Genomic DNA, 26013 nt, shown 5'->3' on the forward strand with positions numbered 1-26013 from the left:
GCATATTCTGCAATGTCTGTACTAGAAATTTGGAACACATAGTTTGACGTTTCTACTTCACGGAACTCATTAGTTAAAGTATTAGTTAATCTAAAACGGTAACCTGTTCTAACAACTCCATTTGGAACACTTGGAGATACTAAATCACCACGTAATACCTCATTAATAGCTGTTAATGTTGCTCCGCAATTATCTGTACGCAATTGAGCTAAAACAACAGGACATCCGTCATTGAAATCGCCATCACAGTTTTGATCAATTCCGTCGTAACAGATTTCTGTGGCTCCAGGGTTGATGGTTGCAATTAAGTCATTACAATCTGTATTATCTACAACATAACCTGATGGTGCACCAGTACAAGAAACCTGTGATACTAAACTATTACCGTATCCATCTCCATCAGAGTCTAAATAATAAGTAACAGTTGCATTTACAGTAAACGTAAAGGTTGTACAACCTGAAGCAGTTCCAAAAGCATTTTTAGGAACTACACTCCAAGAATAAGCTCCAGGAGCTAATACTGGAGTAACATAAGTTAAAGCTGTTTGATCTGCAGAAACTAACACTTCATTAAAATAAACATCATAAGTGGTAGCTCCAGGAGCAGCAGCCCATGATAATGTAGTTCCTGTTGCACTTTCACAAGCTGTACTCGCATTTGCAGGAGCAGTTGGTGAAGAAATACAATTTGGTGCAGTAGCTAAAACACAAACTGAGAAGTTTCCATTAGCAGCACCTGCTCCAGTGTGGAAAATTCTGATATAATAATCTGTATTTGGCAATAAAGCAGTTGAACTAAAGGTTTCTAATCCACCGTTTCCTGTATTATTTACACAAGATAATGAATTTGCTAAACCTGGAACACCTGCATACACTTGCAATGCTGCATTATAAGTAGAAACACCTTGAACGTTAATCGTATGGTTAATTCCTGTAGCATCTGGTCCTGTAGTAAATTTATACCAAACGTCATCATCCGGAGTACCTGTACAAGTTTGAACACCTGCTGTAGCGGTAGCTCTTAAGATGTCTGTTGGAATACTAGCAGTTGGCGAACATACATTGCTACCAACACTTAATGTAATAGCATTCGATGGTTCATCATAAACTGGAGGAGGCAATACTGTGTTTACACAAATAGTAAACTCACCACTTCCACCACTTCCACCTGCAGCACCTGTGTTAGAATCATAAACTCTAACATAATACTGATTACCGGAAACTAAAGTAACTGAAGCAATTACTTCGCTTAAACCATTACCAACAGCATTTTGACACGCTACAGGCACAAATGAACTGTCTAAAACTTGAACAACTGCATTATAACCTGGTGAAGCTTGAACAGCTACACGGTGAGCAGTGTACGTTGCATCTGCAGTAAAACTAAACCAAACATCATCATCTGCATTACCAGGAGTAGTCGCAGAACAAGCTGTGATACCTGGCGTAGCAGTAGCATTTTTACTGTTGTAAACATTACCACATACCGAAATACATGGATCAGAACCTACACCAATTGCAAATGCATTAGCAGGATTATCATTAGCAGGAACAGTTGATGGTGCTGCACCTCCACTGTATGCAGCAGCAGGCACAAATCGTATCTGAGAGTTACAAGCTGGTGACAAACGTAAAGATGTTTGTGTTGCAGTACCAAAATTGGCACTATCAGTAAACTGTTGAATTAATCTATTTGAAGTCGTAGCTGTTGCCGGAGAAGTACCATTCATACCTACTGTATAAGTAAAGGTAGTACCGTTTGTATTTCCGTTAAACAACTGCATGGTTCCATAATTAAATTCAATAGAGTTATCGCTTTCACGTAAAACAACTTGGAAATTCAAGTTTGGATCTCCGTAATTAAATCGCTCCATCTCAGCCCATTCTACAGTAATCACTGCAGAGCCACTACCTAACACACCATCCACTTTGTATTTCATGGAAGTATCTTTGTTAGCTACTGTATTTCCTTGAATAACTAAGTCATCCCAGAAAGGAGCCAACACATTGTTTTGGGTAGTTGCAGTTAAGTCATTACTAAAACTTGTTTGATTTAAAGCAGTATTAAATGTCATCCAACCGTTGGTTGTGGCATAAAATCCTGTTACCGTAGCACCATTGTATCTAAAGGTTGTTCCGGCTAAACTAACTGTGTTCGTTTTACCGTCATCCCCTGAAGGCAGAGCAGAAGTTGACAACAAAGAAGTGTATGTACTTCCTGTACTCATAATAGAATTATAAGTAATACCCGTATTTCTGGTTACAGTGTAATCACAGTTATTCACTGTAACTGCTACTGTTGAAGAAGGATTTGATAATCCTGAATTCGTACAAGTTACTAAGTTATAAAACTCTGTACTTACTGTTAAAGCAGTAGTAGTATACGTTGCTAAATTTGCACCATCAATTGGGGCAAAAGTTCCGGCAGGTAATTCTCTACTATACCATTGGTAAGTAAAACCAAGTTCTCCAGGAACACCTGTTAGACCAAGGTTTGCGGTAGAACCACTACAAACACCAGATGAGCTGGATGTTGCAGTCGTTGCAACCGGAGTTCCGGCACAAGATGGTGCAGCTAAAATAGTAATGACATAATCTTCTGTTTCTCCATAAGAATATGTTCCACATCCATTAGCCGTTGAAGTTGAAGTTCCAAACTCATCTAACACAATTCTCATTCTTGTATTTCCTACAAGAGCTGTTAAAGGGATTGTTATGTTTGAGCTAAATACAATTCCATCAGCCGGTGCTGTTGATGGACCATCAACGCCACCTACACCATTGTAAGCTTCCCCAGCATCACTAAAATCACCATCTTGATTCCAATCAATGAATACTTTAGTCCAACAAGTGTAGTAACTTCCTGTATTAAATTGAGCTACAGATATTGGATATGACTGACCTTGTATAAAGGAAGCAGGAGGTAGTGTTGTGAAATTTGTATATGTGTTAGCTGCTGCTGGATTATTGAGTAAAGGTGATGGCAAAGTAGCCGGATTTACTAATGTTCCAAAAACAACTTGAGCAATATCATCATCAGCTGTATTGGTTGCATTTGAAGCACAGTAATCATTCACTGTCAATAATGCACCAACTGAGTTTACGACACAAGTTCCTGAAGTTACTTTTAATCGGTAGTAACGAGCACCACCTGTTGCAGCAGCAGCAGAAGTAATCACACTTAACGATGCTGTATTTGCACCTGAATAAGTAATTCCAACCGGCGTTGCATCCACAACTGGACTATAAGTGCCACCTAAAGTTGTAGAAAACTCCCATTGATAAACCGGAGATGTAGCCACAACAGTTGAAGTAAATGTAGCAGTGTTACCTCTTACGATGGTAGCAGCAGCAGGATTACTCACTGTAGGGTTATTGATAGTTAAAGATACTGCCTCAGAAGTTGCTGTAGGACATGAACCAACACCTGAAAGTACAACCTGATAGTAATATGTACCAACCGGTGTAGCACTAGTTGTTGTTACTTGTAATGAAGTAGCAGTAGCAGAATAAGTAGCAGCTGTTGGATTTCCGTTTGCAACTGCTGTCCAAGGGCCTGACGGTGAGGAAGCAATTTGCCATTCAAAACCACTCACTGTTCCTGAAGAAGCAATAGTAAAAGTAGAAGTTCCTCCAGCAGCACAATTCACCGCATTTGACGCTTGTGATGTAACAGAAGGTGAAGTATTTACATTTAAACTAGCTGCAGAAGACGAAACATCATTTGCAGTTCCATCAACGAACACAAAATATGAATAACCGTTATTTGCAGATGTTATACCACTAACTGTTAGCGTGGTAGTTCCATCTCCGCTATAGGTCAATCCACTGGTTGAAGCAGAAACAGGTTCAAAACCTAAACCAGCATCTTCATACCAAATATACCCTCCTGGTTCAACGTCTCCTGAAGTCTCAACTGTAAAAACAGCAGAACCACTATCACACACTGTTTGATTAGTTGGTTGCTGCGTTATAGCAGTACTCCCAACAGATACAATAGTTGATGTTGAATTTTCAGATCCACAAGGAGAAGTACCGGATACTTCACAATAAAACTCTGAACCATCAAGTGTTTCAGGGGTATTATTGATCAATAAAGTAGCTTGATCAACATTATCAAATGTTGCATCATCAACTACTGGGATATAGATATCGTTATCAGCATCATAAACAAACCATTGGTATGTTAAGCCATCACCGGTTGCTCCTACAGTAATAGAAGAGTTTGTTCCGGTTTGGATAGATTGTGTAGCCGGTGGTTGAGCAGTAATAGTAACTCCTTCATACACGTCTACCTCATATGTTTTAGTTGTAGCACAACCAAAATCGGTAACTGTAAATGAAATAGTTACAGTTCCGGAAGCAACTCCCGTTACTAAACCATCACCATCTACGGTTGCAATTAAATTATCAGATGAACTCCAATCATTTCCTGCTCCACCAGCTACCAATTGCAATGTTCCATCGGTACACACTTTTGTGTCTGGACCGGTTATGTCATTATTGGTAGGAAAAGCATTAATTGTTAAGTTAGAAACACTAACAGCAGTTCCTCCTGGAGTTGTTACATATAGTAAACCTGAAGTTGCACCTTCAGGAACAACAAATGTAATAGTATTTGTGTCAACAGCCGTAAATGCAACAGCAGTTGAACCTAGTAACACCTCAGTCACCCCAATAAAACCTGAACCATTAATGGTTATTGTATCACCACTTTCACAAACTGATGAAGGTGTAAAATCGGTAATAATTGGTGGAATATTTTCAACGACAACATCATCTAATTTCAAAATCCATCCATTAGCAGGGGCAGCATCTCTCACAAAAGCAATATAGATGATTTGACCAGCATAAGCAGACAAATCAACTGTTAATTGAGTATAAGTTGTTGAAGTTACAGGCGTTGAAGCCATAGCTACTGAAGAGAAATCTGCAATGTTAGTTCCAGTTGTTGAAACGCGTACAGATACTTCATCAGGTTCAGAGTTTGATTGAGCTCTTACCCAAAAAGTTAAACGTTTAGGAGTAGTTCCTAAGTCCAAAGGTAATGTATAAAGATAATCATTACTGATTGCTGAAAAACCATCCGTATAGATTCCAGCACACAATGTTCCGGTTCTAGCACCCGTATTATACAATCCCCAACTATTTCCATCGGCATCACCATCAATTACTCTAAGGCAATTAATAGTATCTGTCTCAAAACCTTCGGTCCAAGGGAAAGAAGTAATTGCATCACACAAAGTAGTAAACGTGTAAGCAGCAGTCCAGTCGCTTACGTCGCCTAATCCACAGTCTGATTGAACATACACAGAATATGTTGTGTTTCCGGTTAAACCTGAAGGGATTACAAATCCTGTTGAAACAGAAGTTCCTGCCACAAATAATCCTGTTGCACCACTTCCTGCGGCACCAGATGTTCTTACTTCATAGTTATATCCTACTGAAGGAGCAGGTGTTGGAGCAGTCCAGTTCAAAGTTGCACCGCTTGAAGAAACTCCGGAAGCAACAATTGCTGTTGGAACAAAACAAGTAGGTGTTTCTAATACATTTAAAGTATAATCTTCAAATGAACCATAAGTTCCAGTGTAACATGGGTCTGTTAGTGGCTCAGTATCTGTTCCACCAATTCTCATTCGGTAATTTCCTAGCGGAGTACCTAAAGGAATTGTAAAACTTAATGATAGTGTCGTTGGATTGTCAGAAGTAGAAGTATCAAATGCTACTTGCTCACCCACATCATTGAAATCAAGGTCATTGTTAAAGTCAACCCAAATAACAGTAGCATAGGTATATCCTGTTTGATAAGTAACGTTTACTGTTGAAGTAACGCCTCTTCTTAAACTTCCAACTTGAGCGGTGTAATTACCATAATTATTCACTTCAACAGAAGTGGTATTATTAACCACATTTGGACTAACTCCAAAACTAACATTTGTTATACCCGAATTATCAACACTACTAGGTGCAGGAAGACAATATCCTGTGTAAAACGACGCTGAAGTTGCCCAAGCACTGTATTCGCCTACTCCACACTCAGAACGTACATGAAGATAATAAGTAGTATCCGCAGTTAACGTGGAAGAAGTTGCCGCTGCACTTGTTACTACTTCACCAGTTGCAGGTGGTGTAGCAGAAGTTGTTACTGCCCACTCATATTGAGTTGGCGTTGGCGTTGGCACACTCCAACTAAAGTTGGCACTTGTAGCTGAAGTTAGTGTTGATGTTAATCCATTTGGTTCTAAACAGTTTGGTTTAGGCTCAATTACTAAATCATCAAACCCAATACCGTAAGAACTAAAACCTCCGGTTGTAGTACCTTGTGCTATTATATATAAAGCAGTTGAAGTATTGAATCCAGCTGGAATATCCGCTTTATAATTATACCAGCCTGCCGAAGCAACAACTGGAGCAACACTAGTTAAAGGAAAGATTTCTAACAACTGTGTAGCACCTGTTAAATTCGGTGCAGTATTAACATGAAAACGAATACGATCAGAAGGTATATTTACTGTACTTCTGTAAATCCAAACATCAATTCTTGCTCCTGTTGACGATGTTGTCATATCTACAGGCTGAGAAAATAATATTGCATCAGAAGTGTTATACGCTTTACCCATAAAGTAAGTTCCGGTTCTTGGTGAAGGAACTCCATCATTTGAAGTTGTTGCTCCCCAATTAGTTGAACCAGATAAAATTGTACTACCCCAACATAAAGGCAAAGACAAAGTGGTAAATGTCTGAACCGCAACAGGTAAACTTGTAGTACCACAAGTGCTAACACTTAAAACATTTGTCCCTGTTGAACTATTATAGTAGTAATCGTATGGTCCTGAACCACAACGTGTATATTCATATACTTTTACATTATAGGTAGACCCTACTGCTAAACCACTGATGTTAACTGAAGTTGCAGTTCCATCGTACATAATTTGTTGACCCGAACCAGCATAAACAGCATTTGCAACTAAAGCTGCTCCTGTTGAATTAGTAGGATCAACAATAGCTGAATTACTTAAAAGCACAACACGTCTTGTTCCATTTCCATTTGTCCAGTTAAGCGTAAAACCACTTGTTGAAACTGCACTTGAAACAGCATTAGTCACTTGAGTAGACGGGTTATTTGGATTAGTTACTGTTGCATACGCCGTTGGAGTAGATAATCCACTAGCAGTACACGTAGTTAACAAACGATAATAAACCGTAGTTCCCCCGTAAACTGGAGGAGTATAAGTTGTATTGGTTTGAGCAGGTACGATATCAGACCAGCTTGCAGGCAAATTTGGATCTGCAGGAGATACCGCTAATTGCCATTTAAAGGTTAAACCAGAAGCCCCTGAAGATAATCCAGACGCCGTTAAAACGCCTACTGCAGCACCGGAACATACATTTCTAACTGCCGGTGAAACAGTTCCCGCTAACGGTGTCCCAACACAAGGTGCCGGTGGAATCCAAGTATACGTTAAACCATTGGATGGTTTGGTAGCAACTGTTGCTTGATTATAATAACAAGTAGCCGTATTTGAAGTTCCGGCAGTTGAAGCATCCCATGAACCTGCAGCCAATACTTGTCTGTTATTATAATCTGCATTTGAAGCCCCTCTTAATCCTACTTCACCAACATTATTCGTTGTAGCAGAAACTGCATCACTCCATGTACCATAAATAACTTGTATTTCATTAGTAGTTTGAAATAATTTAATCTGCATTTGAATACGTTCAGCGTTTGTAGTTGTACTATTATACCTTCTGGCATCAGTCCATTGAACTGTAAACACTCCTCCAGACGACAAATAAGAAACCTCACCTAATGGAGCAGTATTTTGAGCTTGTAAATCTCTACCATATGCCGAAATAACTCCCGTTGGAGAGGTAGATGAACCAGAAATAGGAGTGTAAGATAATGATGTGGTGCCACCAAAAGTAATATACCCATTCGGGTTAATGTTACAAGTTGTATAGGTCACTCCATTAAAAACAAACGAAAATCCAATCGGTACAGTGTTTACTTGAGTATCGTCCCAACCACTAGCATGAGAAACTGTACCGCCTGTAATCGGAGTATAAGTTCCGCTTGTTTGCGAAAAAGTATACGAAGAAACTTGTGCAAAAGAATCTAATCCTAACAGCATGATTGCCATTAAAAATAAATTTAAAAGCCACGAACTTTTCGTGGTTGTTGATGTGACCGTGGGATCTTTCCCAACCACATCCGGCTCCCGGTTTTTGAGTTGCGTCCCCAAACGCCAACTCAAGGAATTGTAGTTATTAATCATAATTAAAAAATTGGTTTAAAATAAGTTAGTGAATATAATAAATATTGTTAACACGTTGTTAACTAAAACCATACAAATCGTTAAAAAGCACGATTAATCGACAAAATGCAAATCGGCGTTTTTTAACAATTTTTTTTTGACTAGTTTATAAAAAAACAAAACCCTTAGAAATATCTAAGGGTTTTTGTTATAGTTTATCAATTTTTAGTAAGCCACTTTTTTGGTTACGGTACTGCCATCTGTGGTGGTGATTTGAACCAAAATCATTTGGTTAGCCACAGCCAAATTGGCAAAACTTACTTCGGAGGCAAGGATATCTTTTTTCATCGTAATCAATCTTCCGCGAATATCAAAAAGTTTTACTTCAGACATCTCTAAATTAGAAGAATTAATAAAAATGGTTTGATTGTTTTTATAAACAATCACTGCATTCGATGCATCAGTTGGATTTTCTACACCTAAAGTATCATCTTGAAATTGCACTTCAAAACGATCATCAAATGTGCCTGACTCAGTTGTGAAATTATAATTGCTTTCATTCAAATTATGAATAACATTTAGCAATTTGTCTTCTAAATAAATCGTTTGACCTTCTTCAAACAAACCATCAAAGTTTTCTAATTCGATAGCATAATTACCCGCTATAGAAGTTCTAAATCCAAGTGGCACTTCGTCATTTACTTCAAATGGCAATGCTCTTCCTTGAATCGTTAATTTTTTATCTGTATTTAATGAATATAAACTTACTACATTTCCTGCCTCAGTTACCTCAGCATCATAGGCATTGTCTATAGCATTGGTTGCTCCTTCAATATAACCTAACAACATTTGTTTATAAGCTCCTTGTTGGTTTATGATATTTAACCAAATTCTGTGTTTTTCAATTACATTGGTTACAGGTGCATCCGGACTTCTGTAAAATAAACTATTTAAACCGGTTAAACGCATTGCATTGGTAAAATTAACCGTACCGGAAGCTAATCCCTGCACGAAAAATCCTTGACCTGCAGCAATGTTTCCTGTAGGGATACTTGGATTTACGCCAGGATTTATAGACGCAGCAGTTCCCGCACCTCCCGAAGCATTATATACAGCATAATCATTTGAATTATAATTATTTGCCGTGATTGGTGTATTATGCGTCCAGAAGAACATATTTCCTTGTAAAACGGTATTATTAGCCCCATACAACAAATCAGCATCTATGGCACTTGGATATGGATTTCCTAATAAATTTCTATTTTGAGTACCGGAAACCGTAATGTTTATTGAATAAGGTCCGTTGTGTGGCACACCATAAAAAGCTCCTGTAAATACCGAAGGAACCGTAACGCTATGTGTTCCGGGAGCTCTAATAATATAGCCTTGTGCTGCATTCATTACTGATGCAGTGCTTATGGTTTGCCATGAATAACTTACATTATTAAAAATATAAAAACGATTGGCTGCAGTGTCCGGTGAAAAAGTTCCCAACACTTGATTTGCAACTGGTGAAGACCAATACGTATAATCATGAAAAACAACCGGAGTTGTATTTCTTTCATAACGAATGGCTCCTACGTTTACTGCATCCGAAAGCTGAATTAGGCTTGAATTATTTTGAAAAATTACTGTATTTGGCACAGCACCTTCTACCACAAATTCATTCTGCACCGTAACTGTAACACCTGGTTGAACAGTTAAAGTTCTTCCAGGTCTAACTACTACGGAACAAGCACTAAAATTAGCCGTTGCTGTATACGTTCCATCAATAACTACTCGTTTAGTGATATCCGGTGTACCATTGCTCCATATGTTTGTTCCTGTTAAAACAGTGGTTGGAATAGTAACACTAACAATGTTAGAATTAATTGTATTACACGATCCATTTCCTACTACTGCTCTGAAATAACGCGTATTATCAAATGTACCAAATTCAGCTGGTGTTAATGTTGTTGTAGTATTAGCAATTGGCGTTACACCTATAGTAAAAGCAGCATTACTTGCATATTCCCATCGTACAACCGAACCTGCATGACCTGTTAACACTAAATTAGACAAAGAAGCAGTATTACAATTGGTTTGCGTTCCTGTTACAGTTCCCGCAACCACTGGTGTAAGCGTTATGTTGGAAGTTACAGAAGTACTACAACCGGCCACATTTGTGCTTGACGTATAACTTGTTGTAGCGGTTGGCAAAGTATAAACCGTATTTGAAACCGTATTTAAAGTATATGGAATTGTGGCGGCAGCATTGGTAAACAATCCCGGAATTGGAGTAACAAAATCAGTTCCTACTGTTGGTGGAACCGTATTCCACACAATTTGACCAATTCGTGTTCCTTGCACCGTAACATTATCAATTGCCCAATACCATGCCCAGTTGGCATTGTAATTAAAACGAATACGCAAGTTAGTTTGACCCACATAGGCGTTCAAGTTAATTGTTACTAGTGCAAAATTATTTGGTAAACCTTGGGAAGTAGTTGTATAAGTTTGCAAACTAGGTAGCCAAGTTGTACCTCCATTAGTAGAAATATCAACTGTAGCTGCTCCATTGATATAGCCTTGATAGTGATGATAAAAAACAAGGTTGGCATCGGTATAATTCTGCAAACTAAAAACCGGAGAAACCAGATTTGTACTTGTTGTTGAACCAATACCTTGCTCATCTGAATCAGACATGATAAAAGTGGAAGAATCATTACTTTGAAAAGTATATCCACTTATATTGTAGCCATTGTTTCTATCGGTCCAAGCGGCATTAGCGATTGAACCTCCTACAGAAAGATTATTACGCGTCCATGTTGGAGCTCCACTTTCAAAAGATTCAGAAAGAGCAATACTATTAAACACAGTACCTCCCGAAGCCGTTAGCAATTGAGCAGGCCCGGTTTGACAAACTGCCGGATCAATTGGCGATACAGCAACAGCAGTTGGTGCCGGTGTTGCTTGATAAGTATATCTTACAGTATTTATGCTAAAAGGTGCAGAAGTTTGCAACGCTGTTAACGTATAAACCGTTGTAGTTGTATTGGTAAATGTCCATCCTGCAGCGGCACTTCCACTCACTCCTGTAGCGGGTGACCACGTATAGGTGTTATAGGTTGGTGGTCCACCAGCGGTTAATGTAACTAATGCTGAAGGCGTATTAGCACATTGTGCACTAACATTAGAAGACAACGTTAAAGCAGGTGGTGGCGGAACAACTCTAAAGTTATAGTCTTCCACTTCACCTTGTTGACCACCAAATAACGTGTTAATTACACATGGCGATGGACTTGTTGCCCAATAATCTACCATCACACGCATTCTATAAACAAAACCTGTTGGTGTTCCACCGGGAACAGTAAATGTTCCTGAGGCAGTAGTTACATAGGCTGCAGAATTATACATTCTTTCGCCAACTTCAAATGTTCCGTTGTTATTCCAGTCTACCCAAATTGCAACACCTGCATTAATTGGTGTTGTCATTCCTAACGTAAAGTTAATGCTGGCACCCGGAGCTTGTGTAACTACCTGAGATGTTGTGGTATAATCGATATAACCGGAAGGTAAAGCAAAACCGGAGATATTGCTTATGTTGGTAATTCCGTTTGTGGTAGCAAAATTATTTATAAATGTTGTACTTGATGCACTTGAAGGAATACAATAAGGTGGCACGTTCAATGTTGTAAAACTAATATTGGTAGGAGTCCATGCACTATTAATTCCGATAGAGCATCTAGATCTTACCCAAACATAATAAGTAGTATTGTTTGCTAAACCTGTTAGGTTAGCCAACGTGATTCCCGCTCCGGTTGTTCCGGATGGTGAAATATTATTTCCTAAAACAATCGTAGCACTTCCTGTTCCGGAAGTTGGAATTTGAAGAGTGGTTGCATTACCAGTTCCTGTTCCAACACCCGTAGCCACAAATTGAACTCCAATTGAATTGATGGGTGCACCAATCGTAGTAAAGTTGGTTGTTCCTAAACTATTGATAATGTAGGTTTGTCCTATTACAAACGAGCCCGCATTTACTGGCGGTGCGATAGCCACAAACGTTTGACCTACCGTATTGGAAGTAGCTCCAACCGTAGTAAAATCAAATGTTCCTACAGAACTAATGGTATACGTTTGTCCGGCAACAAGAACACCTGTTCCCATGGTAACCACCGGATTTGTTGGTGTTACAAAATAAGCATATCCACTTCCCGGTGCAGGAGTTGGTGCAGTCCAAAGTATTGTTGCCGAAGTAGAAGCAATCGATGGTCCATCTACCGCTAAACCGGTTGGTGGAACACACGTAGATTCTACAATGCTAATATCATCTAAATAAATACTTCCTTGAGCTTGTAACGAATAGGCTCTAAAACCAAAATAATACACATCTGTAGAAGGTGCGGTAAAAATAACTTTATTTCCTGTTGGCGAACCTTTAATATTTGGATGGTTGTCTAATGGAATAGTCATTCCCAAATTAGTTGGTGCCAATCCATATTTTACTTCTATTCGGTTGGTGATGGTAGCAGGAACACTTGATCCACCATATAAATAACTCAAATCATAGCTAGTTCCGGCAGTTAATTGAATACCTTGTGTATAAAACCAAACATTGGCCTGTTGTGTACCACTTTGAAGATAAACCAAATGATTATCAAAGAAACCGGAATCAAAATCAAGTCCTGACTCCCATAGATTTCCTGTTCCTATATTTTGTCTTGTCGTACAAGTAGGCAAATTAGGTATAACTGTTGCATTAAAATCTTGAAAATAAGGCACGGTAGTAGATGCACACAACGTAGTAAACGTTCCGGCAGAAACCCAAGCACTATAGGAACTACCTCCACAATCTGAACGCACATAGGCCGTGTAAGTAGTGCCGGCTGTTAAACCGGAAACACCCAGTGTTGTTCCTGTATCTGTACCTGCAACATCAAGCGGTCCTAAGGCAGTGCCCGGTGTTCCTGCTGTTCTAATTTCATATTGATAACCATTGGTTGGCGAAGGCGTTGGCTCTGTTAAATTGACATCTGCCGTATTGATTAATACATTGCTAACAGACAATGCCGTTGGCGAAGAACAATTGTTTGGCACAAAACGGAAAAGACGGTATGCGGCTGCATCAAGAAAAAAACCATTTTGACTTCGCATTGTGCCTGCATTTGATCCGGCTGGTGCAACTTGATTAGTAGCAAAAGCAGTACCAGTTGGCCAAGCACCTGTTAAAGTATGTGAGAATAAATTCCAATCGGAATTAGTGGAACCGCGTAAACCAACTTGTGCATAAACCTGAGTAGTAAAAGTTAGTGCAGCAGAACCAACGGGAGCTATATGGACTTCAATCACATCGGTACCTTCATATAACCAAATCTGCATTCGCATTAATCTAGCTTCACCTGAGGGATCTGGAGTTCGTTTAAAAGCTCTCCAATCCAATTTTAAAATTTGACTGCCTGGAGTACCTGTTAACTCATAGGAAACCGAATTGGGCTGTGGTGTTCCAGCAACCGTTGTAGCAACGCTTAAATTTGCCGCAAATCCGGCAATGGCTCCAGTGTAAGTTTCCGCACTCGCAATCGGTGTGTAATTTGTAGTGGTAGGAGCACTTCCAAACGTGATAAAACCATTTGGCGAGACCCAACACGAGGTTTGGGTTGCACCGTTAAATTTAAAATTGAATCCAATGGCTGTAAAATCTAAATTTGCTGCAGGATTATCGTTCCATGTTCCACCAATTAAAACTGTTTTTGCAGCGGATAAATCGGTGTAAGCAGGTGCTGCTACTTGCGAAGCAGTATAATTGGCCGATACCTGAGCAAAAACATTCGTTAGTGGCAACAGGCATAAAAAAGCGATACAAAAATGGGCAACGCTTTTATTCCCTTTCATCTTCAAGTAGGTAAGTAAAGTTGAATTCATAGTTTATTCTTTTTGGAAATTCAGTTTTTTCGTTTTTTTGGTTGAATTGAAAAAAAAGTGGCATCAATTTATTAAAATATTAAAAATCGACGAAATGTGTTAAATCATCGACCAATTACTTTTAACTTAAATTTATGTTTTAAAATTCTGATAAATCAAGGCATAAACCTTTCAAAATCAACACTATAAAACCCAATTTTTCTCAACTATTAGGAACAAAAATACATTTTTTTGTGGAATACGTTTACTATTTCATCACAAATTATTAACACAAATTAATTGTTTTGCAAAATTTTTATGTTAAGATGCTTTACTATATGAGAATACTAAAAAAAAATGCAGAAAAACTGAGTATTTTCAATACAATAAAACCTATTAAAAAGAAATTTGTACGATTTTAAAAAAATAAACTATAATGCTGTGTAAAATTTATCTTAAAACAGCAAAATGGTTTAAATAAAAAAACCCTTCTCAAATGAAAAGGGTTGAAGCTTTATTTTTTATACTTGAATTAGAAAATCAATTTCTTGGTGACAGAATTTCCAAACTCATCAAAAATTTGAACCAACAAAATCTGATTAGCAATTGCTAAATCTGAAAAAGTAGTTGTATTTGAATTAATATTTTGTTTAGAAGCAATACGTCTTCCACGCATGTCAAACAAATTCACTTTATCTAAAATCATGTTTGAAGAAGCCAAAATGTTGATGCTTGATTCATTTTTAACCACCATCACTTCCTGAATAGAAAACGGATTGACACCTAATGTTTCATTTGTAAATCGGATGGCAAAACGGTCATCAAAAGTGCCTTGTTCTGTTGAAAAAGTGTATGGTGCATTTTTGAGATCGTGAACGATGTTTAAAAACTTGTCTTCCAGATAAACATTTTGTTCTGTAAACAAACCGTCAAAGGTGGCCAATTGAATTGTATAATCACCCGATGAAGGTGCTGCATAACCAATTGGATGCACATCTGAAATATCAAATGGTAATGCACGACCTTGGATAGTAAGTTTTGTATCGTTTAGTAAGGAATAAAAACGAACGGGATTTGCTGTTTCAGTTAATTCGCCATCATATTTATAATCAAAATCGTTGGTTGCCCCTTGAATATATCCTAAAAGTAATTGTTTAAAAGCACCTTGGTTATTAGAAAACTCAATCCAAAGTCTATTTTTGGCAACGGGTTCCGATGAAAATTTGGCATAAGCGGGTCTAAAAAACTGGTTGTTGCTACCTAATAATCGCATTGAGTTTTTAAAGGTTGCGGTTCCGGTTCCCATGCATTTCATAAAGAAACCTTGACCGGAAGCAATGGTTCCGTTTGGAATGGTGTTGTTTATACCTGAATTTGTAGCAGATTGTGTTCCAACTCCACCTGTATAATTGTAAACTGCATAATCATTTGCAGTATATTGATAGTTGGTAATCGGTGTATTGTGTGTCCAGAAATAAATTGTACCACCTACTACCCCTGCATTAGAAGGCTCATCCATAAAATCATCTGCACTAATGGCACTTGGGTATGGATTTCCGAGTAGGTTTCTGTCATTTAAACCATTTACAACAACAGAAACAGGTATATCACCATTATGTGGCACCCCTACAAACTGACCATTGAAAACCGTTGGCGTTGTTGGATTAAAAGGCAAAACGCCCGGAGCTCTAATGATATAGCCTTTTCCGGCAAGAAAATTAGTTGCCGTAGACACATTTGCCCAATTATAGATGCCGGTATCCCACAAATAAAATCGAATAGCAATTGTGTTAGGTGAAAAAGAGGCAAGTTGTTGATTTGCTACAGGAGAAGACCAATAGGTATAATCATTGGTAACCATTGGCGTAGAATTTCTTCTGTAGGTAATAACCCCGGTGTTAACCACGTCGTTTATTTGAATTAAACTAGAATTATTTTCAAAAACAAAACTTGTTGTAGCGGGAGGTCCGGTTACATCAATTTGGTTGCTAACAATAAAATTATGATTTGCCAAGACAGTTACTATTCCCGATTGCACTTGAATGGAACACGCTTCAATATCGCCGGAAGAAGTATAATTTCCTGCAAAGATTACTCTTTTGGTAGCATCTGGTGGACCATTGCTCCATGTGGTTCCGTTCCAAATTGTTGTTGGAAATTCTACGGCTACACCATTTGAATACACAATAGGACAAACGCCATTTAAAAGCACAGCTCTAAAGTAACGGATGTTGGAAAAAACGCCCATTTCTGCTGGTGTTAAACTCGTGTTTGTGGATGCAATAGGCGTTAAATTAACAGTAAAAGAGGCATCATCTGCATATTCCCATCGCACAATCGGACCGGAACTACCAACTAAATCTAAATTAGCCACAGCTGAACTTGAACACAAAACCTGACTTCCGGTTAAAGTTCCGGCAATGGGTTGAGCATTATAGGTTACTGTTACTGAAGCATCTGATTCGCAACCATCAATTGTGGTTACCACGGCAGTATACGTTCTATTTTGTGTTGGCAAACTATAAACTGTAGCTGCTGGTGTGCCTAAAGTATAAGGAATTATGGCTGCTGCATCGGTATATAAATCATCAACCGGAGACCAATTAACGGCTGTAGCAACAATACCAAAAACGCGTACATTATCAATGGCCCATCCATAATCCCAAGTGGCTTGATAAAGGAAACGTAGTTTAACAAAACTGTTACCCACATAAGGCGTTAAATCGATGGTTCTGTTTACAAAGTTGGAGGCAGCACCTTGAATGCCGGTATAGGCACCAATCATAGTCCAAGTTCCTCCGTTGTCTAACGAAATTTCAACATGAGCTTTGTTGCCTACGATCCATCGCAAGTAATGCCAAAAACTAATTCCCGCAGAAGAATAGCCATCTAAACTAAAGGTTGGCGATTCTAGTGTTGTAAGGGTAAGATTGCTACTAGGCGAACCTTGAGCATCTGAATTTGACATATAAAAACGAGAAGCATCGTTACTGCTGGCATTAAACGTCCATGTTCCACTGGTATAAGAATAGATACTATTACGCAATGTCCATTCAGCATTGGCAATTGTTCCACCTGTTGAAGAATTGGTTGTTGTCCAACTGTTTGCTCCTTCAAAATTTTCGTTTACAATGTTTATTGCTGCTGATGCTCCAAAAGTAGCAGTAAGCGGTTGAATAGCTCCTTCGCACAACGTTACATCTCCCGGAATAATTGTAATACTTGGCGGCGATGGATTTACTGTTACGCTAAGTGTGGTTGTAGCAGAACAAAAAGCACCGGAAGTTTGCGATGCTGTTAAGGTATAAACAGTTGATTCTGTTGGATTAAACGTGTATCCGGTTCCAACATTTCCTGATACACCTGTTGCTGGAGACCACGTAAATGTGTTGAACGAAGCTGCCCCGGTTACGGTCACTGTAGGTGTACTTAATCCGCTACAAATTATTTGCGTAGCACTGCTAAGACCTAGTGATGGCGGTGTAGTTATTGTTGCCGTTACTGGAGTTATAGCAGAAAGACACGTGGTAGTAAAACGCCAATTGTAGAAAAATATGTAAAATGAATTATCAAAATTATTGCCTGTAATGCTGGCTACCGAAGAGGTATACGGATAAGCTACATTTTCTGCATTCCCAATTAAACCGGAAGCAGGAATGGTAGTTAAGCTAACGGTATAATTTCCGGGGATAAAATCAAAATTAATTGGAATAGATTGTGGCGTGTTTCCTCCAACTACACTAGTGACAAAAGGAATAGATGCCACAGCTACATTTAGCGAATTACGAATAACAATTAAACCATTTTGACCAGATGAGAGCGGGAAAATATCTACTGAAAGCAATTCTGTTTCTTCAGAAATGGTTATAAATACACCGGAAGGAGCTGTAATAGCCGATTTTGCACCGGCAATATTGTTAGGAGTGCGTGGTCCGGCGGAGACATTTCCACCCGCTGCTTTTGCTTGAGCATAATAAGTGGTTGTTCCAGTTAATGATGGTGTGGTAAATGTTGAACCTGAAAACAATAAATTCCCGTTTGCAGGAGCATCATACCATTGTGTTAAAGAGCCTGCATTGGGCACTGCCACTAAGTTAACGGATCCGATACCACAACGATTGGCCGGAGTAATGGTTGTAAAAGTAGGCGGATTACACTCTGTACTAAATGAAAACACTTGTGTCCAAATACTAACATCGCCCGGACCACAATTACCTCTTACCCATATGTAGTAAGACGTTGAAGCAGTTAATCCTGAAAGAGGAATAGAAGTGTCTCCAAAAGGAACAGAACCGGTTGGAACAGTTGCACCGGTTGGCGGTGTATCTAGAGTAGAAAGATAATAGTTATAACCGGAAGCAGGCACACTAGCAGGAGCATCAAATGCAATGGTTGCCGTGGAAGTTCCAACTGCAGAAACGCTTAAATTTTCAGGTTCAAAACAAGTTGGTGCTACGGTTACACTGATGTCGTCTAAAACCATGTAACTTTGATTGGCAGCACTATACCCTTGAAATCCTAAATAATAAACTCCATTGGTTACAGGTGTAAAATCTACAAACGCAGATTGATAAATTGTATTAGCGATATTTGGCAAATCTAAAATAGTAATATTCATTTGAGCAGGCGACTGTCCGGAGCCTAAACGAACGCGTAATCGTTCAATTAAACCACTTGAAGCAGTAGTATTATATCTGAAAAACAAACGGTAAGAAATTCCTCCGTCTAATTTTAATCCGGGTAAAAAGAACCAATCGTCCATTGCCACGGTATTATTTTTGTTTAAATATAAAGCTCTTGGTGAAGAGGCAGGATTGGTAGATTGCACTCGCCAAGAAGTTCCATCTGCATTATCATCTACGGTTGTTGTACAACTTGGAATGGCATTGTTTGCAGTGGTATCAAAATTTTGAGAATAGGGAATAAAATAATAGCCACAAGGCACAGCAACAATTCCGGAAGAACTATTTATACTGCAACCTAATCCTACCGCCCGTATCCTAAAAAAATAGGTTGTTAAGGGAGGCAAATCAGTAACAGTAAACGTAGTTGCACCTCCGGTTAAAACATTGGAATAAGCAGGTAAAATTTGTGTAAAAGTACCATTAGTAGAAATGTCTATTTGATAATCGGTAGCACCTGAAACGGGGTTAAAATTGATTGTAAAACCATTTCCATTTACTCCTGTTGTTGCGGCAAGTGTTGGAGCCGGAATACAGGTAGTCTGACTTCCGGTAATCATGTTACCGAGGTTATAAAGCGGACCACCTAAACAATCACCATTATATGGAATTACCCAATAATAATAGGTAGTATTATTAACTAAAGCTGTTTGTGTGAAAGTAGAACTATTTGTTTTACTCACCACCACATATGTTCCGGCTATCGTATTTCCAACAGCCCAATACGTTCCGTTTGGAACTACACTCGCATCGGGTGGAGTGTTAACAGTGCTTCGCAAAACCAAATACTGTGTAGAAGCCGGTGTTGTTGGCGTAAAACTATTTCCCACAAAAGACGTGGCATTAATAGACGTACCGCCAATTACCAAACCGGAAGGAGAGCCCGTAGGAACAGCACAAAGAGGTGGTTTTGTAAAAATATAAACCAAACCATTGTCTGGAAATTCAGCAACACTGGTTCGCATGGTACTTGCATTTCCTACACCTGGTGTGCTTTTTAAAAACCAAGAATTATTGATATTTGCTCCGGCTTGAACTCGGTTATTTACATTAGGTAAAAAAGAGTTATTTGGACCTCGCAAACCAACTTGTGCAGTAACAACTGCTGTGTCATCTGGGTTGCAAAAACCATAATGTAGTTGAATTTCGTTTGATGTTTCGTATAACCTAATTTGAAAATTTAAAACGCCTGTGTTTGATTTTCTTTGAGCATCTTTCCATTGCACTACAAAAATACGGTTGGGAGCTGTTCCTAAAGTGGTATACGTAATTGGTTCTGTTGTTGAAATAATGTCCTGACCAAAAGCACTAACTGCTCCATTGTAAGTAGTACCAGCACTAATAGGAATGTAGGCTGTTGGGATTGGCTGAATCGCTCCAAAAGTTATATATCCATTTGGACTAATATTACAAGAAGTATAGATTGCACTATCATATTCAAAATTAAATCCAAAATTTGCAGAAACAATTGCTCCGGCAGTATGGTTATCCCAGGGAACAGCATAGGCTTCTGTTCCACCTGTTATTTCGGTATATGTTTCAATAGACTCGCTGAAAAAATAAGCACTAACTTGTGCCTCTACCCTATTTTGAAAGGCAAAGATTAATCCGAAAATTAATAGAAATTTCAGAAGCTTTGGATGAACAATTTTCATAGGCAATAGCATTTACATTTAACGGTTACTTCCGGGCATAAAACGTTACAAATCAAATTTTTCCTTGCTAAATTTACAGCAAATGAATTGATAGGTATCTTTTTTTAATTTAATTTTTATTTTATTCGACAAAAAAACATAATAATCGACAAAACGCACTTTTTGATATTTTAATAGTGATTTTTCTTATAGAAATGTGTTAATTTTTTTCAACTCATTTCAATTTATTGTGATTCACTTTACTTTATAGCTCAATTCACTGAAAAACAAGCAATTGAAACACAAAAAATAAAGATAAATAAATTTGTAATCCACTGAAAATAAAGTCGATAAAAGAAAAATTTACTCGTTTAACAACATATTATTTCTTTATCAAATTATAAAAAGTTGACACTTGATTTTGGGTTACATTAAGTAGATAAAAACCAGCGGGTAAAGTGTCTCCAAAAGTGATTGTTTCATTTGCTAAATTCGCCTCTTTTTTTTCTACTGTTCTTCCATAAACATCAAAAAGTTCTAGACTAACTTGAGCAGGTTTATGGTTAACTTTTCTTAATTGAAAAAAAGTTTCAGTTGGATTAGGATAGACTACAAAAGATGTATCTTTTTCTTCTGTTTGAATAGATGATTCGGTCGCTTCTTCAGAAAAACGCTGTCCGGTTCCTGGCACAAGAATATTACAATCTTTGGCAAAGTAATAAAAACCATAAATTTTTATTTCTGTTGCTAAAGAATAATTTTCACCGGGAGTTAAAGGCGAAAGCGAATCAAAATTAGAAAGTCGAAAAGTTCGGTACGTACTAGTATAGCTTTGCAAATAGCCATCTTCGTGAGATAACGTAAATCGAAATTCTGTTACACCCCCCGTACTTTTAGAATAAAGCACTGAAAGCAAATTATCGGGTTGAAGTCCTCCTTCGTTTTCGCAACCTTCCATAGAAATTTCTGGGCGAATGGGCGAAAAAACCGAACAATATAATCCGAAATCAGGCGACCATTGATAACCCTGCGGAGTTAACACCTCTACTTTTGCTCTAATTCTGTATTCGGTTTCGAATTTTTTTGAAATTCCGTTTACTAATAACAAGTTTAACGATGGAGCTGGTCTAATCAAACTAACCGTTTCTGTAATCTCCCCATTTTCAACCAAAGAAACTTCAAATTCATACCGATTTGCTTTTGGAATGATTTCTGAACGGATAATTGAATTCATGTTCATCACAGGCACTCCGCACGATGTAGGATGCAATTTTATGACCGGTATACCCGGAGAATAGACAACACAAGCATTGCCATAAGGCATCCATTCGTTATTAAGTTTTAAAGCAACACTTATTTCAAAAGCACAATCATACATTACCACCGCAGATTGAGCAAGTTGCAATGCTGAAGTTGGGTTTTCAACAATTGAAATTTGGTTTGTGGTTAAATTTCTAATTTTAAAACGATAGGCTAAAATAATGACGCCTTCCGGAATTAAATTTTCCGAAATTCCGTTAGCTCTAATTGGATAAACTAATGTTGGAACAATTTGGTTACAGTGCGAAGATCTTAACTGGGTAATGAATTCAACACAACTTTCATTTAATTCGCCATTGCAATTATTATCGATGCCATCATAACAAATTTCGGGAGCATTTGGATAAACAGTAGCATTAGAATCGTCGCAGTCATTAGCATTCAAAACAAATCCAAAAGGAATTGTGTCTGAATAGCTAAGTGATTGTTCCGGATCGCCAAAGCCATCACCATCAAAATCTCGATAACAAGTAAAATTAACAGCAGCTAATGTTGAACTAACGGGCAACAAAAGGGTAAGCAATACTATTTGAAAGTACTTATTAAACAACATCTTGAAAAAATTTTGGCAAATATAATCTTCCTAAATTAATTATAACAAAAATAATCATGACTAAAACATTAACTTAAAAAAAAACCTCTAATTAGTTAGAGGTTTTTCTAATAAATGATCTAGTTGAATTATCGTTTCACTACTCGAACAACACGGGTTTCTTCTCCTTGAGTAACAACGGCATTATAAATACCGGTTGGATAATTATCTCCCAAGGTTCTTGAAGACAATGTGTCTGCTTTTAGGGTTACTGTTTCCAATAAACGCCCGGTCATATCATATACCGTTACATGAATGTCATCTGTTTTACCGGATTGAACATTCAACTCAAAAGTAGTAGCAAATGGGTTAGGATGAGCAACCACTTTAAATTCGGTTGGCGAGCTACTAACAATTTCTTCTTTGGTTATTGTTGGTCTAATCATATCGCCACCTGGTACAGTAATGTTACAGTCTTTTCCTGGGTAAAAATAACCATACACAAATGCTTCTGTGACAATTGAATAAGTTGCTCCTGGTGTTAATGGAGACATTGAATTAAAGTTGGATAAACGAAAAACCCTTGATGTTGAAGAATATTGTTGGTAGTAACCAAACTCGTCACTCAACGTAAATCGATACAACGTAGTTCCACCGGTTGGGGTGCAATAGATAACAGTGTTTAAAGAAGCAGGAAATAAGCCAAGTTCCTCTCCACATCCCTCAATTTGTGCTTCAGGGGCAACAGGACTATATACTGAACAAGGAGCTCCATAATCGGTAGACCATTGTAATCCGATAGTAGTTGGTACTTCTACTTTTACACGAACTTGATATTCTGCTCCATATTTAAGTGAAATTCCCGTAAGTTGGAGTAAGTTAAATGAAGCTCCCGGTCTAATCAATGTAGTGGTTTCTACAGGAATTCCACCCTCTAATAAAGAAACTTCATATTCATAGTTCACTGCAGCAGGCACAACCACTGCACGAATGATGTTGTTCATTTGCACTAATGTTGATTCACAAGAACTTGCTGCAATAACAGTGGAAGGAATATCTGGCGTAACAACATTACAAACAGCACCATAAGGCATCCATTGGTTATTTAAACGAACAGACGATTCAACAGCATAAACAGTTCCGTATTGAGCAATATCTGTAGTAGAGATTTGGAAAACATAGTTTGAACGTTCTACTTCTCTAAATTCATTGGTTAATGTGTTTGTTAATCTAAATCTATAACCTGTTTTTGAAACGCCATTAGGAACGCTTTCAGATAATAAATCGCCTCGTAATACTTCATTGATTGTGCCTAAGGTTGATCCACAATTATCATTACGTAAACTGGCATAAATAATAGGACAACCATCGTTTAAATTATCATCACAATTTTGATCGATGCCGTCATAACAAATTTCTGTAGCTCCGGGATAGATAGAATCGTCTGCATCGTTACAATCTGTATTAGTTAGCACACCACTTATGGCAAATACTTGACTACCATACCCATCACCATCAGAATCTACATAGGTTAATAAGTTATCATTTGTGTCTGTATTATCTGTTGAACCTCCACAGGCAACTAAAACCAGTGAACCAAAACCATCGCCATCACTATCTTCATAAAGAAGTAAATTATCATCGCAATCTAAATTATTAGTAACATAGCCAACCGGTTGTCCGGTGCAATTTGAAACAGAACTAGCTGGGTTTCCAAATCCATCTCCGTCAACATCGGCATAATAGGTAACCGCGTTTAAAAGTGTTATTGTAGCACCATTTGCACTTCCGGCATCATTTGTAACGGTCAATAAACCGGAAACACCTTGAGGAACAGTTACTACCAATTCTGTATTAGTTTGAGAAGTAATGCTAGCCGGTGTTCCACCTACGGTGACACTCGTTACATGAATTAAATTGTTTCCGGTTACTGTCACAACTCCTACTCCATTGTCACAAATTGCTGTTGGGGCAGTAGTGGAAACAGTGGGTGGAATCATGGTTACAGTTCCTAAAAAAGCAAACCTATTAATACTATATTCTCTATTTCCTGCATTAAAACCGCCGGCATCCCATCCATAAAGTCTAAACGTGATAGCACTTTGAACATTTTGATATTGCGAAGCTGCTAAACCGATTGATCGATTAGTGGCATTTTCATTGGTTAAAGTATAGGTTAAAATAGAGGAACCATAACTGTCTAAACTTGATCGGAAAGAAAAGTCTTCCGGACCATTGCTGTTCGTTCTTTCTTCCTGATAATCAAAGCTCTCAAAGTTCAACTGGTATCCAACATTTGGTGTAATCGTAAAATACATATAATCATTTGCATCTAAACTACCACTTGTAGTATAATTGTTACCGGCATAACCACCGTCTTCAGACTCATAATCAACACCGGGACCTCTACCAATTCCGGAAGCTGCAGCATTTGCAGCAACAACTTGATTGGTAGTAAATGGATTGGCTGAATTATTGTTAGTGGTAATATCATTTGTAAAGATAATACTTGGAACTGTGTAATTTACAGTTACATCATCAATGGATAATCCATGATCATTACCTGTGCTATCAATATCTAACCAACGTAGCATAATATATTGTCCATTAGCCAAAGAAAGACCGGTAATAGAAACATTAGTCGCAGAAACACGGTTGCCACTAGAATTGCCATTTAGTGAAATATCATCAGAACCACTTGAGATTGGTCCGTTTAAATTTAGTCCGCCAACAGTATTCCAACCAGACCCGCTTGCAATATTGGGATCTAAATTTGTAATCGGAAATGAACTCGTTTCATAGGTAAAGGAAAGACCTTGCGAATTGTCAGCCCCTTTTCTCCATTGCTCTAACGTATAACTCACGGTGATGTTAGTGATTGTTGCTCCTGACGTATTTCTTAATAACAAGCCAATTGCCATGTCGTCAGTTGATCCACTTGGCACTTGCCCTAAGGCACGATCAGAACTACCGGAAGATCCAAAACTATAAAAGCCACCTGAACCGCTTGAACCGGTACTTGCAGCATAATTATTTGGATTCGCGTTTCCATCCTCCCTTTGAATATACCACGAGGAAATAGTGCTGTTATTCGTAAAATTATTAAAACCTCCGGATTGCGAAAGCGTGTTAAAATTCTGGGCATATGACCCAGTTGCAGTCATGTTCACCTGTGCATAAGAAAGGTGAGTAAAAAAAACTAAGACTATAAAAATAAGTCCTAAAAAGCGTAAATGTTTAGTTTCCATATATAAATGTATTTAGTTGAATACAATCTCGGAAACGTTCTGATATTCATCTGGTTAACGATGAATTAGGGTGTGATGAATTTTGGAATAACAAATTTAGATAACAACAGTTCTGCTGCATAATAAAGTCGACAAGTTGATAATATTTCCGATAAAAGACCTGTTTATCAACATATTGACAATTATTAAGCTAAATTAATACATTAAATTTTACAAAAAATCCCTATAAATAGGGATTTTACAAAAAAGCCTCCGATTTCTCGGAGGCTTCTCTTTATTTAACTCGGCAACTCAGTTGCTTTGTATCTTAGAAACTTATTGTTTCACTACGCGTACCGTTTTGGTCTCTTCTCCTTGGGTTACAATCACGTTGTAAACTCCAGATGGATAACGATCTCCAAATTGATAGTTGGCTACTTCACTTGCATTTACTTCTTTTACTTCTAATAGTCTGCCTGC

General features: G+C 38.0%; 5 protein-coding genes. All 5 read right to left on the bottom strand.

The genetic code is table 11. The annotated features are described in order from the left end of the window. Positions 1 to 8141: GEVED domain-containing protein (locus AC23MC_RS15590; RefSeq protein ID WP_487570655.1), on the bottom strand; the 8141-nt coding region annotated here is incomplete at its 3' end. 339 nt (positions 8142 to 8480) lie between these two features. Continuing rightward, positions 8481 to 14159 (bottom strand): GEVED domain-containing protein, encoded by a 5679-nt coding sequence (locus AC23MC_RS15595; RefSeq protein WP_487569273.1) that lies wholly within the window; start codon positions 14157 to 14159, stop codon positions 8481 to 8483. A 511-nt stretch (positions 14160 to 14670) separates the two neighbouring features. Further along, entirely contained in the window at positions 14671 to 20475 is a 5805-nt protein-coding gene (locus AC23MC_RS15600; RefSeq protein ID WP_487569274.1) for a fibronectin type III domain-containing protein, read from the bottom strand. Positions 20476 to 20836: 361 nt separating this feature from the next. After that, positions 20837 to 22327: a MopE-related protein gene (locus tag AC23MC_RS15605; RefSeq protein WP_487569275.1), complete on the bottom strand. Its 1491-nt coding sequence runs from the start codon at positions 22325 to 22327 to the stop codon at positions 20837 to 20839. Positions 22328 to 22455: 128 nt separating this feature from the next. After that, positions 22456 to 25554, bottom strand: coding sequence for a MopE-related protein (locus AC23MC_RS15610; RefSeq protein ID WP_487569276.1), 3099 nt, complete (start codon positions 25552 to 25554; stop codon positions 22456 to 22458). Between the last annotated feature and the right edge of the window lie 459 nt (positions 25555 to 26013).

The sequence above is a fragment of the Flavobacterium sp. T50_26 genome (assembly GCF_057652995.1).